General features: G+C 58.0%; 10 protein-coding genes and 3 pseudogenes. 4 read left to right on the top strand and 9 right to left on the bottom strand.

Translation table 11 applies throughout. The features are described from left to right. Positions 1–29: 29 nt before the first annotated feature. From RW095_RS14755 to RW095_RS14730, 6 genes are all read right to left on the bottom strand, one after another. Positions 30–1,160, bottom strand: coding sequence for a hybrid-cluster NAD(P)-dependent oxidoreductase (locus RW095_RS14755; protein WP_317019669.1), 1,131 nt, complete (start codon positions 1,158–1,160; stop codon positions 30–32). A gap of 14 nt (positions 1,161–1,174) precedes the next feature. Further along, positions 1,175–2,431: an aromatic ring-hydroxylating oxygenase subunit alpha gene (locus RW095_RS14750; RefSeq protein ID WP_317019668.1), complete on the bottom strand. Its 1,257-nt coding sequence runs from the start codon at positions 2,429–2,431 to the stop codon at positions 1,175–1,177. Between the two features lie 170 nt (positions 2,432–2,601). Then, a complete protein-coding gene (locus tag RW095_RS14745) occupies positions 2,602–3,537 on the bottom strand; it encodes a LysR substrate-binding domain-containing protein (protein ID WP_317019856.1) in 936 nt (311 codons plus the stop codon). A gap of 105 nt (positions 3,538–3,642) precedes the next feature. Further along, a complete protein-coding gene (locus RW095_RS14740; protein WP_394365151.1) occupies positions 3,643–4,056 on the bottom strand; it encodes a cupin domain-containing protein in 414 nt (137 codons plus the stop codon). Between the two features lie 57 nt (positions 4,057–4,113). Further along, positions 4,114–5,085 (bottom strand): DMT family transporter, encoded by a 972-nt coding sequence (locus RW095_RS14735; RefSeq protein ID WP_317019666.1) that lies wholly within the window; start codon positions 5,083–5,085, stop codon positions 4,114–4,116. 403 nt (positions 5,086–5,488) lie between these two features. Next, positions 5,489–5,701: a hypothetical protein gene (locus RW095_RS14730; protein ID WP_317019665.1), complete on the bottom strand. Its 213-nt coding sequence runs from the start codon at positions 5,699–5,701 to the stop codon at positions 5,489–5,491. Between the two features lie 391 nt (positions 5,702–6,092). Here RW095_RS14730 and RW095_RS14725 point away from each other — a divergent pair, with 391 nt between their 5' ends. Continuing rightward, on the top strand, positions 6,093–6,680 hold the full coding sequence (locus tag RW095_RS14725) for a hypothetical protein (RefSeq protein WP_317019664.1): 588 nt from the start codon (positions 6,093–6,095) through the stop codon (positions 6,678–6,680). A gap of 140 nt (positions 6,681–6,820) precedes the next feature. Here RW095_RS14725 and RW095_RS14720 read toward each other — a convergent pair. After that, positions 6,821–8,066, bottom strand: a pseudogene (locus tag RW095_RS14720) (phosphatidylserine decarboxylase family protein). A gap of 161 nt (positions 8,067–8,227) precedes the next feature. Continuing rightward, positions 8,228–8,530 carry a response regulator gene (locus RW095_RS14715; protein ID WP_317019663.1) on the bottom strand — a complete coding sequence of 101 codons (303 nt, stop codon included), beginning with the start codon at positions 8,528–8,530 and terminating at the stop codon, positions 8,228–8,230. A 200-nt stretch (positions 8,531–8,730) separates the two neighbouring features. On the opposite strand from RW095_RS14715, the gene RW095_RS14710 reads away from it, so the two are divergent. The 3 genes and pseudogenes from RW095_RS14710 to RW095_RS14700 all read left to right on the top strand — a co-directional run bounded on the left by RW095_RS14710 (position 8,731) and on the right by RW095_RS14700 (position 11,964). Continuing rightward, positions 8,731–10,491: a hybrid sensor histidine kinase/response regulator gene (locus RW095_RS14710; RefSeq protein ID WP_317019662.1), complete on the top strand. Its 1,761-nt coding sequence runs from the start codon at positions 8,731–8,733 to the stop codon at positions 10,489–10,491. Between the two features lie 271 nt (positions 10,492–10,762). Then, a pseudogene (locus RW095_RS14705) lies at positions 10,763–11,072 on the top strand (acylphosphatase). A gap of 520 nt (positions 11,073–11,592) precedes the next feature. After that, a complete protein-coding gene (locus tag RW095_RS14700) occupies positions 11,593–11,964 on the top strand; it encodes a response regulator transcription factor (RefSeq protein ID WP_317019661.1) in 372 nt (123 codons plus the stop codon). A gap of 46 nt (positions 11,965–12,010) precedes the next feature. Here RW095_RS14700 and RW095_RS14695 read toward each other — a convergent pair. Continuing rightward, a pseudogene (locus RW095_RS14695) lies at positions 12,011–12,687 on the bottom strand (response regulator transcription factor). Between the last annotated feature and the right edge of the window lie 151 nt (positions 12,688–12,838).

Genomic DNA, 12,838 nt, shown 5'->3' with positions numbered 1-12,838 from the left:
TGCCGTTGTTACGGCACGCAGTCAACTACCTAGAGTTCAAGCACGAGGTCTGAAGTGGGACGGCTACAACAAAGGAGACGTAAGCCCTTCTGAACTTCGCGTTCGCGGATGCCTCCGTTGTGTTTCATGTCAACGGTGCCTTCGAGCACCCTGGTCTTGCAGGTACCGCACATGCCTTGACTGCATGACGAAGGGATTGCGACGCCCGCTTTCCTGGCCGCGGAAAGCACCGTTTCCCATGCGTTCATCGTGAAGGTTTTCGATGACCGCGAGAGCTTGACTGTGAAGGTTTCCTGAACGGCTTCCTGCTTTGGCGCCGCGGGCTCGTCCGCGACTCCCGCGGAGATGTCGAAGCTTTCCTGGTGATAACGTGCGGGGTCGTGACCGCCCTCACGGAGCAAATTCCTCATGGCACCCATATATCCAGCGGGTCCGCAGGTGAAGACATCACGTTCCGCGTAGTCCGGCAGCCAGTCCGAAAGAAGCTGCATGCTCAGGCGGCCTGTCGCGCCGGTCCAGTGTGCTTCTTCACCGACGCCTTCGCATACGAAAAAGACCTTCAAACGCGGCGACAGTTTGGCCAGCCGCTGCAGCTCATCGCGGAAAACAATATCCGCAGGCGTCCGGGCGCTGTGCACAAATGCAATGTCGCGGTCGATTCCAAGGTCGACGCTCGCACGGGTCATCGACATTAACGGAGTGACTCCCGAGCCAGCGGATAAATAAAGCATCTTTGGCGCACTCGATGCCGTGGACGTGAACGCTCCAGACGGGCCGTAGGCGCGCAACTGGGTCCCCGGCTTCATATTTTCATGCAGCCAGTTCGACATCACACCGCCCGGCACGCGTTTGACTGTAATCGAGACCAGGTATGGACGCGTCGGAGGCGACGAAATCGTGTAGCAGCGTTCAACGGATTGGCCGCCCACACTTCCCGACACGGTCATGAACTGCCCCGGCTCGAACCGCACAGGCAAACCGTATTCAGTGCGAAACTCAAAAGTTCTGACGTCGTGTGTTTCGTCGACAACACGGCAACAAGTCAACGTCTGCTGCTCACTACTTGGCCACTGCCTGGCGCCGCTTTCCCATGTGTCGGTGGTACAGAGGCGGTCTACAGAATGCGACGCCGGCTTGAACATTGTTTCCACAGAGTTCATGACGATGACTCAGCTTAAATACCGTGGGCGTTCAGACGGGACGCGTACCAGCGCGAAAACTGGTCGACATAAGCCTCAGTGAACGGCGAAAACATGCCTGGCGCATAGGCCGGGTCTTGAGTACCTTTGTGTGTGATTTCAACGAGGTGCTTATCCTGTGTGTTCGTCGCAACCCAGACCTCGGTCAAATCCTTTAGGTTGTAATCCACCCCTTCGACGGCATCGGCGTGGACGAGCCATTTGGAGCGCACCAGCGTCTTGTTTGGGGCGAGCGGAATGATGTAGCTAATCACCGCATGGTCGCTCATGACGTGCGTCCACGAGTTGTGCGTCCACATGTGCGCATCCCCGAGGTCACGCCGCGTGATGTTGCCGAACAGCTTCGTGCAGGCAACCTTGGTGCTTATGGTTTGAGACTCGCCATCTCCGGCAATTACGAGCTGCTGCGTCCGGAACTGGGTAACGGCCTCGCCCTCAAGCCACTCGACGGACTCGCTGACAAATCCCTCACTCTCCCAACTAGCTTGGCATGTGGCATTACGCGCCTTGTATTCTTCAAGCGCACGCAGAGATTCTTCACTGAGATTTTCGGGGCAAAAGCCAAAATCCTCGGGCAGGAACGAAGCGGTCAGTTCCGGATGCGTGGCTTGGCAGTGGTAACACTCGCGGTTGTTCTCGATGACCAGCTTCCAGTTGCCTTCCTCAATAATTTCCTGTTCGAATGCAATCTTCGTGTTCGTCAGGTCGTAAGGCGCGAAGCGTGGCGCCATGGTGGCCTCTAGCTTCGAAATATCTTTCGGCGTGTTTTCATCGAGACAAACGAAGATGTGCGTTCCGACAATTTTCGTGTGGACTGGAATCAGGCTGCGGCAGGTCGGGTCGAAATCCTTGCCCATGTGCGTCGTGTTGCGCAAGGCGCCATCCAGGTCGTACGTCCATTGGTGATACGGGCACACCAGCATACCGACTGTCGACCTTACGGCTTCCTTGAGGCGTGCCCCGCGATGACGACAAACGTTGCGATACGTCCGAATATTCTCGTCGTCGTCACGGACAATGATGATGGAGGCCTTGCCAATATCAACGGTTGACACGTCACCTGGCTCGGGGACGTCCGCCGTGACACCGACCAGAATCCAATGCTTATGGAAAAAAACTTCGACGTCCGTTTCGAAAACGTCCTGGCGACCGAACAGCTCCCCGGGCATGCCGTGACCTGCTTCCCGGCTACGGATTAACTCACCATGGGACTTGATATGTACTTCGGCCATCGCTCTCCTCCAACAGTCAGGGTCTCGGGATTTCGATTGTTCCCGCTATGAACCCAGTATTGGATTGACGAAAAAGAGCGTCAACGCCATTTATTTTCGGTCTGGCATGAGTTTAAGTTATGCAGCACCGGAGATGCGGCACACCCTTGTTGGCCGGGCCTTTGCGGCCGTTAAACTTCGGAAGCGTCTTCGCGAAGCCAGTCTATGAGGCCGTCTATCGCTGGCGTGATGGTGCGTCCGTGAGGCACCACGACGAAGTATGAATCGCTAACCTTCAACGAAGCGAGTGGCAGCCTCACAAGTTCACCCGCTGCCAGCAGGTCATGGACGAGCCGGGCCCAGCCGAGTGCAACGCCTTGGCCGAAGCGGGCCGCCTGGATAGCGTCGGTATAGAGGCTGCATCTCAGGGCTAAATTAAGCCGGGGGGGTGAGAAACCCACCGCACGAAACCACTCCTCCCAGCCCATCCAGCCCTCAGAGGTGGAGTCCGATGCAATGAGCGCCGCACCAGCCAGTGCCTCCAGCGATGCGGGCGCTTCTTGTGATTCCAGCCATCTCGGGGAGCAGACAGGAAACACTTCTTCGTCGAACAAGAAAGTTGCCGTGCCGTCCCCCCATTTTCCACTTCCATACCGTACCGCGACATCGATTTCCTTGTGCCGGAGGTCGGAGGTAAACATGTGGGTCGAGATGCGAAGGTGAAGCTGCGGCTGCGGCTGCGATTTGTTTAACGACGAAAGCCTCGGCAGCAAACGAAAGTGTGAAAACGCGGCCGTTGCTGCAACCACGAGCTCCTGGCGGGTGGGGCCACTTGACAATCGGTCGAAGACGCCGGCGATTTTCTGCATCGATTCTGCAACGACAAGGTACAGCTCTTCGCCCTCGTCGGTGAGTTCGATTGACCGGTGGAGGCGGTGGAATAGCCGGATGCCCAGCGTATCCTCCAGAAACTTGACTTGCTTGCTCACCGCAGCCTGCGTCACACCGAGCTCATCCGCTGCAAGGGTGAAACTGCTGAGTCGTGCAACCGCCTCAAACTCGACAAGAGCGGTAACAGACGGAATAAGACGCCGATAGCCCTTGGTTGCGGCCGACCCAGGTTTCATTTTTCCGTTGGTTAGCATGTGCAGTAGCACCGATTGTATCAATCATGTGAGCCCAGTCATGGGGGCCGTATGTCGCGACAGCCGGCCGCCTATAGACAGGTTGAACTACAGCTCCGACTCGCTATTCGTCACAACCAGCACCGTACATCCTTCCCGCGAGTGCGACCAGTGCGACGTGCCTGCGGGGTAAGTCACGACCTGATGCGCGGTGATGTCCGTGCCGTCCTGGTCGGTGTACACGCCGTTCATAATCAGCAGCAGCTCGGTTGATGTGTGCGTATGCAGAAGTGACCGGGCGCCAGCGTCGAGGCGCATCCAATAGCTGGTCCACTTGCCGGTCTCGTCGTCGACAATCGGAATAATCCAGAATCCAGGTTGGCGCTTGCCTTGAATCATCATGGGCTTCCACTCACTCTCACTGAATGTGAGAATGAGTCGACCGTCGGGTGTCAGGGTGCCGACTGTTTCAGTTTCTGGTGCCACTTTCGAATCCTCAGTGTTGGATAGTTGTAGACACATCGGGTTGAATCGCACGCCTGCTCCAAACGGAGTTGCCGTCAATGCACCTATGTGCCTTCATTCCTCGGCGTCTGCGAGACTTGAGCAGACGATGCCCGGCGTAGATGCTAACGTCCCGCTGGCGCGTTGTTGTCCTATCTGGAGCAGAGTTATGCCGGCGAATGTGAGAACGATGGCTGCAAACTCTAGGAGGCCGAACCGTTCTCCAACTGCCCAGCCGATTAACAGCGCCACGGCCGGCGCCATGTAATTTGAACCGGACGAAGCGACGGCACCAAGTTCCTGAAGCAAGTAGTAGTAAATCAAAAACGCTACACCGGTGCCCAAAATCCCAAGACCAATAACCACTCCTGCAGTTGCCCGCCAGTTTTGAAGAATGTGGCCTATCCCCGTGAAATCAGTCAAAGCGCCGAGGACAAGGAGCGCGAGTCCCATCTGCCACGTCGCCAATGCAAGCGGCGGCAGGTTTGACGGCGACAGGAATATGCGCACATATATGTACGACAATCCCAAGACGATAGAACTTGCCAGTACCCAACACATGCCGGTCAAATCGATATGACTGTTACCGCTCTCCCACGGACGCGCGATGAGGACAATGCCGGCGAAACCAAGGACGACGCCGGCCGCCATTAAGGCATTGAGCTTCTCGGTCCGCAGGAACAGAAATGAGAATATGGCTGCGAAAAGAGCGATTGCTCCGCCCAGAACGCCTGCGATGCCGGAAGGAAGGACGGCCGTGCCTTTAATGATGGCCGTAAAGTAGAAAGCGGTGGCACCGACGGCCATAACAAGAAAGTGCGGCAGCAGACGCAACTGGCTACGTGCGATTGCTCGCTTGTGCCATGCGGCTATGGCTAGCGGTACGAAACCGAAAAGCACGCGCAAGAAGGCCACTTGCATTGGGCTAATAAATTCTGTGGCCCATTTCATGTATATGAAGTTGGAACCCCAAAACAGACCGAGCAAGACAAAAGTAATCCGGGTGAGTCTCATACTTGGCGGTAGCACGAAGAATGGGCCACCCATGAGTGAATCATGGCGTGCCCCTACCGGATAGGATGAAAGCGGCATCGGCCTATGACCGTTGCGTCATTTGAGCGCGATTTTCGTAGCTACTTGTCTGCGCCCGACGTCGATACTGTTGTAGTTGTACGGTCGCACCGTCGGGCCACTCACTCTCGTTGTCGTTTCGAATCTTCTGTGGCGCGAATACTTAGCAATGTGTCCACGGAACCAATGTGCGAGCGTAAGACTATCGGTATCCGGCGGGTTGGCGGCGTAGTTCTCTGTCGTGGGCGTATCGGTTCTATCAGAGGGCTGTGCAGTCCTGTTGAATAGAGGTACGGTCAAACAAAAATGCGATTCGACGACAAAGTGACCGCACAACGCTGACGATGATTCATGACTAGGAGGAGCGTGCTCGATGAGGTCAGTGAAGTATATTTGTGCGTCGAGCAGCAGGAAAATCGATGGAAAGCTCGACGAGGATACAGCTTGGTTCGAATTCCATCAGGTTGCCCATCTGTTCGGTATGAGTCTCGAACAGGCGGCCAAGGTACTCCGGCAAGCGGGCATGACCGGTGACATTGAGGCTGCAAAAGACGTCAGGTCGTCCGGCCGCAGCAATTTCCTGTTGAGTCATCGGGCAGTTGTCGCGGTCGGATACCAAGTCAACTATGGTCGGGCGACAGCCTTCCGTCACTGGTGCGCCTCGGGTCTCACTGTCCTGTTCGGATAAATATGGTCTTTACAGTTCGACAAATCTCGTCGACAACGCAAATCAGCCAATGCTGGAGGATTTTGGCGCTTCAAACCTGGTTATCAACCCCCGCGCGCGCCCATCCGAAGCCGATTTGCTCCGCCGCCGACTCTGAGTCTACAACGCCGAGGATGCCCGATGCTTCCAGGCGTTCGCGTTCGAGACCTGCCGCCTGTTCTCGAAGCACATGCCCCCATAAGATGTAGCCCCCTGTAGGTCTCACTTTCCATTCGCGTTCGACCTCAGTTCAACCCTGCTTGCTATGGGACTCCGAGTGTCGGGTGTCGATACCCGCCATCTTCAACGTCGCATCAATCATTTTCAGCTCCCGCCCGAAATCGAGCGGCCACTCTTCACCATCGCACCGGACGGTCATGCCGTTGTGCCTCGGAATCAGATAACGAGCCTTGTGCAGGGCCTCGACAAGCTTCGAGGAGTTCTACGCGCCTATGGTGCGCAGCCCTTAATTGGTGTATTGCCGGGACGCTGGTTGCCCGGACCTGCGGCATGCGAATTGCGGCTAGCCGTACGCGGGCTCACACCTTCCGGTGCTAACGACCGCTCTGGTTTTGAGGAGACGACCATGCGAGTTTCGACAAAAGGATTTTTGATTTCAGCATTCATTCTCGGTGTTTCAGCGAATGTATATGCGCAAGGTGCGGGCGGAGGAGGAGCCGCCGGTGGTCAAGGTGGCACGGGCATGAGTAAGCCGAACGCAGGTGGCTCGACCGATACGGTGTCTGGCGCTTCCGGGGCTAATACTATGGCACCCGCCGGAACGACGTCGCACAAAAAGATGCATAAAAAGTCGAATGCCGCCATGTCGGCATCGGCCCCCACTCCGGGTTCAGGCGGCAATTGACGGATAAGGGACGGTGGTCATTTCAACGCGCGTTTCGACAGCCGTCCAGTCCAACCCTCGCTCTCCGTGCTGTCTGCGCATTGGAAGCGGTGGCTCGCGGCCTGTCGCAACGTCCCCCGCGAGCCTTTCAACATTGACCTCTAGCGCGCGGTAGCAACATGCGCGCTGACCTTGATAGGCGGCGCCTCATCGTCGAATGGCGGACTAGCCGCGAAGCATTGCACTACATCAGGCCGGAACACCATGCAGTAAGTCGAGCCTCCGTACTGAAGTATCCCAGCTCATCGCCTTTCGCGACTTGCTGACCAGGAAGCGCCTCAGTAACGCACGACGACACATCGGCCATGCCCACAAATACGCAGCCAACAAGGCCAATCGCCGGGTCGTCGCAGTCGATGACGATAACGGCGCGCGCTGCAACCGCAGTCGTGTAACCCGGTGAGTCGTTGAGCCCGCCCGGGTCAATACCCTCCGATTCAGCCTCAGAATAATAGCTTCCATCGACGTGCTACGCCTTTACTATCCTGCCGCTTACCGGCGCGTGCCATCGATGATAGTTGAATGCACTCAAGAAGGCCTGGCACACGCTTCCACCCACAAACTGGCGTGCCAATTCGCGTTCGCGCGGTGAACATTTCCTCCAGCGAATAGGGTTGAGATTTAATCCAGAAGCGGTCGCGGAGTTTGACGTCGTGTTGGATATTGTATGGAGAGGCTTTGCACGCGCTGACGATGATTTTGGAATTCTCAGGTTCAGCGACTGGTCGCGCGTCGGGAAGGAAACGGCGAGTGAAGAAGCTGTCCACGATTCGAAGCCCCAGTGGGGTTTATCCGGGTCGCAGACAAACTGCGATAGCCCGAGCTGGTCTTGTGCCTCAGGAGAAAGCCACCCTTCAGGAGCCGATGAGTTCAGATACTCGCGCGAATACGGCCCGTTCAGAAAGCCAGACCAGACGTTGAGAACCTGCTTTAGCTTGGCATTCACGACGGGGTCGCGAAAAAGAGCGTATCCGGAGGGCATGCACATAGGCCAATCGAGGACCGCGTTCAACGGACAGTGAATCAAACCGGCTTCACTAAAGGGCGGTGCATAGGTCATCAGGTAGTCGACGATGTCCATCAACTCGTCGCTGGAGGAATATCCAAGTTCGTGCCCAGCTTCAATCGCGTCTGTAAGGGCCCGAGTCAGGTCCATACGTAGCAGTGGGTCGCCGTCGATGAGCATCGCCAGCTCTTGCACGGCCGACGCGCCGGGAGCCAAGCCCGAGCGCTCGCGCGCTTTCTGGCCAGGTTCTTTCTAAATGCAATGAGCTCGGCTTCCTTGCGCGTTAGCCAGCCGCCTAGACGGCGGCGTTCTTCAAGTACGGTTTCTGTGCGACCGGGCATGTGCTGCTCCTTCAGTCTTCGATGCTGGCGGATAGCAAGGAGCCAGCCTGACGATTTCCCACTTTGCATCAGGGTACAGGCTAAGCGCCGCTGGGTACCTTCGTGCTCCAGCGGCAAATGCGTCACCGGCAAAACCTTCCATTACGGCTACGCCGCTGTCTTCAGCACGACCTTGGTCCATCCTTCATCTCTGGCGTCGAAATGGGCATACCCCTCTGCCGCCTTTCTGCGGCTATGAGGTCGCGCAGCTTCCAGTTATGGGCCTTCACGTTCGCCTGGCCCGTCGCGATATGTAATTCAATGCCATCAATGCGCGGCATCATCCAGTCGGTCACAATGAGACCTGGTATCTCGACAGCAGCGGCAGCCAGCGCCGCCTGCCCGTCTGGCGCCGTGAGCATGCGGAATCCTTCCCGCGCCAGCAGCCATCGAAGGGGGCGCAGAACGTTTGGGTCTTCATCCACAAGAAGTATCGTCGCCAATTTTATGGACCGCTTTCGCCTAACAGGTTAACCTATTGGTCAGACAATAAGCGTTCCTGGTCTGGTCGCCGCTGCTGACGGCCGCGCTGCCCCCATTGGTCTTTGTGGCGCAGCGACTACAATTTATCTATGCGGCAATTTTTTCCGCTCATCGATGGTGCAAGTTACAACTTGGAGGCCATATGGTCGGAGCGGCGGCGCCCTCCGCAGTGGACCGCGCACGCTGCGCGGGCACAATTGCCACGACAGCGCTTGGCACGCGCCCCCATCGACCGCCCGATTTCGCTGCTGAAAGCGAATCGATGCATCGTCTGGCGCGAGCGCTGACCGCGTCGGATGGCGCTGTCCTCCAGACGCTCTCGGACATGGCACTTGATTTGTGTGAGGCGGGTAGCGCAGGCATTGCGTTGCTGGAACGCGGCACCGACGGCCCACCGGTCTTCCGCTGGGCCGCCGTCTCGGGCAAATGCGTCGCCGCTGTAGGTACTGCGCCTCCGGTGGAAGACAGCCCGAGCGGCATCACGCTCGATTTGGCTACGGGGCAACTGTTCTCGTTTCCCCAAAACCACTTCGCATGTCTGCAGCATGTTGTCCCCGAGATTATCGAAGAACTGGTCGTACCGATTCCTGGCGAACCGGAACCATGGGGCACTGTTTGGGTGATGTCTCACGACAGGGAGCACCTGTTTGACTCCGAGCACCTCAGAATCCTGACCAGCCTCGCGAACTTCACCTGCGCTGCGCTCACCATAACGCGGGCAAAGGCTGATGCTGAAGCCCGCGCGGCTGAAGCGGAGGCAGCGAGGAATGCACTGGTTCTGGCTGAAGCACGCAAGGACGATTTCATTGCGACCCTGAGCCATGAGTTGCGCAATCCCATTGCCCCGATTGACAGCGCCCTGACTGCAGCGCGGAAGCTCGCTTCAGACAATTCCGCCGTGTTGTCGGCTTTGGGTATCGCCGACAGGCAGGTTCGGTTATTGAAACGACTCGTGAGTGACCTGCTCGACGCGTCCCGGATACGGCACGGCAAACTTTCCGTCCGTCCCTCCTACGGGTTACTTCAAGACATCGTGGGGGACGCGGTGACGGCGATGAAAGCTGACGCCAACAACGGTCAGCATCGACTGCATATCATTGTTCCGCCGTATCCGGTGACCGTCCACGCGGACCCCGCCCGTCTCACGCAGGTTGTGTCGAATCTGCTGTCGAACGCGGTGAAATACACGCCCCCCGGCGGCGACATCACTCTATTGGTAGAGGCACCAGACCTCAGCACCGGGTCGATACACGATTCATCGGCCCGCACTGCGGTCATCACGGTGAGGGACAACGGCGCTGGCATTCCATCTTCGTTGCTGCCACACGTCTTCGACATGTTTGCCCAGTCGGCTTCGGCGCGCCGGCATGCGGGAGGCGGACTCGGAATTGGACTGGCCGTCGTGAAGCATCTGGTGACGGCACACAACGGCACAGTCACAATTGCGAGCGCTGGCGAAGGCCAGGGGACGGAAGTCAGCCTGCAACTCCCCATCGTCTGCGAAAGCACGGGTGAGGTCACCCTCATCGCGAGGCGCACGATAGCACCAATGCGCATCCTCCTTGTAGACGACAGCGCAGACGCGACGGAGGCAGTAGGCACCTTGCTGGAACTGGAGGGGCACGAAGTGAAGCGCGCACAGAGCGGGCCCGACGCGCTCTCGATAGTCAAGTCATTTACTCCGGATGTTGCCCTGATTGACATCACAATGCCTGGCATGGACGGTCTTGAGCTTGCGCAACTGCTTCGTCTGCGGGCGCAGTGCTGCCTGACGAAGCTGGTGGCATTGACGGGCTACACCGATGCCGCCGGCAGACTCCAGACGGACGAACGGATATTTGACGGTCATCTGACCAAGCCGCTGTCGCTCGATGACCTTGCAGATGTTCTACGACCTTCGTAGAGGTGAGTCAGCCGATGACAAACGACGGGAGACAGTTTCACACGACAGTTGCGCTGGCATGGACACTCCGCTCGAGGGCTACATGGCTGCATGCGAGAACGCGTTCATTTGCGCTGCGCAGCTGCAACACCAGGGCCACCTCTCCGAGACAGCCCGCTTCCTTGGCATTTCCTGCAAGAGCTTGGGAGAAGATACGCGAGCATGCGACTGCGGCCGGGCCGGTTCATTAACCGCATTCGCAGGTGCGTCGGCTTGCAACGGGAGTACGCGCATGGAATCTCACGATAAGGACGGGCCAATCGAGACCCGACTGGTGCAGGTGCGTGGCCAGGTGCAGAGCATCGGCTATCGGGGAGGCCTGTGTACGCAGGGCGACAGCGCTAGGCGTCACAGGCTGGGTCCGCAACCGGATGGATGTTTCGGTAGAGGCGATGCTGCAGGGCTCGCCCGAGCAACTGGCGGAGATGTGCGTGTGACTCAGCGAGGGTATGTCCGCAGCGCTTGTCGAGGAGCTTGAGTTTACCGAGGTGCAGCCACCGTTTCCCCGCTTTGACAAGTTCGAGCGGCTGCCCACCCTGTAACGGCAAGCAAATCGGACAATAGGGGAAAACATGCGGTTTCCAGCGTAACTTCTTGTAAGTGCTGACGCGACCAGCGCCGGCCGCCTCCTAGAATGACATTCTGCTTCGTTGCAGCCAACAGCACTGTTAGCGAGCGCAGGGTCCGAGCGGATTCTTTTATCATCGAGTAGCGAGCGCATCCAGACGCTTGCACGCGCGAGCAGTTCCACTGCCGACCTTGACATCGAGCCTCGTCTCCTTTTTCCCGATGGATGCGTCAAGCACCTCCATGTGGTTGCACATGCAACCAACGAGCACGCGAATAATAAGCAGTTCATCGGGGCCGTGACGGACGTGACGCAGGCGAAGCAAACAGAGGAGCAGTCAAGGTACGCGCAAAGCGAACTTGAGCGCGTAACCCGGGTAACTGCATACCTTCGTACGATGGCACTGAACGCTGTCGCAGAGTAATCTGCAAACAAAAGAGGCGCGGCACCGACCGCACGTCATCCCGAGAGAGAGAGTAATCGAGGGCCCCATCTTGCAAATCTCGCCTGTTGTTTCGATTGTCGACGACGATAAGGCCGTCCGTGTTGCGTTAAGCAGCCTCATCCGGTCGCTTGGCTGGCAGGTGCGCATGTATGAGTCGGCAGAAGAATTTCTTGCATCCGGGCAGGCCGCCCATACCTCCTGTCTGATTTCTGACATCCGCATGCCCGGGATGTCGGGTATCGAGATGCATGAGCGCCTTCGTGCTCAGGGACATGCCCCGGCCACCATCTTTATCAGCGCATATCCGACGCCGGCATTGCAGGCAAAAGCGGCGAGTAACGGCGCACTTGTGTTGCTGCAGAAGCCTTACCAGGCCACTGCACTGACTCACTGGCTCTCGGTCGCTCTCGGAAATCCCTAGCGAATCATCGACGCTGTACAGAAGTGCTAACGCACGACGGCGGTCATCATTGAGCGCCGTCGTGCAGACGGGGCTGGATACCAAGGGATTCGGCCTTGCGGACAAGGTCTGGCATGGAGCGCGCATTCATCTTGCGCATCACCTGTCCACGGTGAACCTTGACCGTGATTTCGCTCAGGTTCATCTCAGAGGCAATCTGTTTGTTCAGCAGGCCGGACAGCACAAAGGCCATCACCTCTTTCTCGCGTGGTGACAGGGATTGGTACGAGGCGCGCAAGCCGGCTAACGCGGCTTCGGCCGCGAGCCGCTCGCCGTCCCGCGCCAGGGCCTGGGCAACTGCGTCGAGCATGTCCTGTCCTTGAACGGCTTGGCAAGGAAGTCCAGCGCGCCGGCCTTCATCGCCTTCACCCCCATCTCGATGTCTCCATGACCGGTCATGAATACGACGGGAATACGCATGCCGCTATTGACGATTTCCTGGTGAAAAGCCATGCCGCTTTTCCCGCGGAGCCGTACGTCGAGGATGAGGCAGCTCGGCCCGGCGGAGTGAGGAAAACGGAGAAATTCGTCCGGGGACTCGAACGTTTCGACGCGCAAGCCGACTGAGCGCAAAAGCGTGTCGAGGGCCTGCCGGATTCCCTTGTCGTCATCGACGACATAGACGACCGGACCGTCGCCTCCTGCGGTTCCAGTCGTCACTCGGTGGGTCGGACCAGCAGTCATCTGGGTACCTCGCGAAGCCGGAACGCGGTCGCATTACATCGCATGACAGTGGAGTGGGTACTCACCATCGCCGGACAGCGCGGCAAACACCACGGTACCTTCCAGCAGAATCACCGGCAACCCATCGAAATTACCTACGAGCCAGAGCCAC

This window comes from Paraburkholderia kirstenboschensis, assembly GCF_032806925.1.
Taxonomy (GTDB): Bacteria; Pseudomonadota; Gammaproteobacteria; order Burkholderiales; family Burkholderiaceae; genus Paraburkholderia; species Paraburkholderia kirstenboschensis.
The sequence above is the reverse complement of the archived record's forward strand: the minus strand, read 5'-3'. Positions and strand labels throughout refer to the sequence as shown.

Coding starts and splice junctions, on each gene's coding strand:
- RW095_RS14755 (WP_317019669.1), bottom strand. CDS start 1,160: ATGAACTCTGTGGAAACAATGTTCAAGCCGGCGTCGCATTCTGTAGAC.
- RW095_RS14730 (WP_317019665.1), bottom strand. CDS start 5,701: ATGACTCAACAGGAAATTGCTGCGGCCGGACGACCTGACGTCTTTTGC.
- RW095_RS14735 (WP_317019666.1), bottom strand. CDS start 5,085: ATGGGTGGCCCATTCTTCGTGCTACCGCCAAGTATGAGACTCACCCGG.
- RW095_RS14710 (WP_317019662.1), top strand. CDS start 8,731: ATGGTCGGAGCGGCGGCGCCCTCCGCAGTGGACCGCGCACGCTGCGCG.
- RW095_RS14740 (WP_394365151.1), bottom strand. CDS start 4,056: ATGTGTCTACAACTATCCAACACTGAGGATTCGAAAGTGGCACCAGAA.
- RW095_RS14745 (WP_317019856.1), bottom strand. CDS start 3,537: ATGAAACCTGGGTCGGCCGCAACCAAGGGCTATCGGCGTCTTATTCCG.
- RW095_RS14750 (WP_317019668.1), bottom strand. CDS start 2,431: ATGGCCGAAGTACATATCAAGTCCCATGGTGAGTTAATCCGTAGCCGG.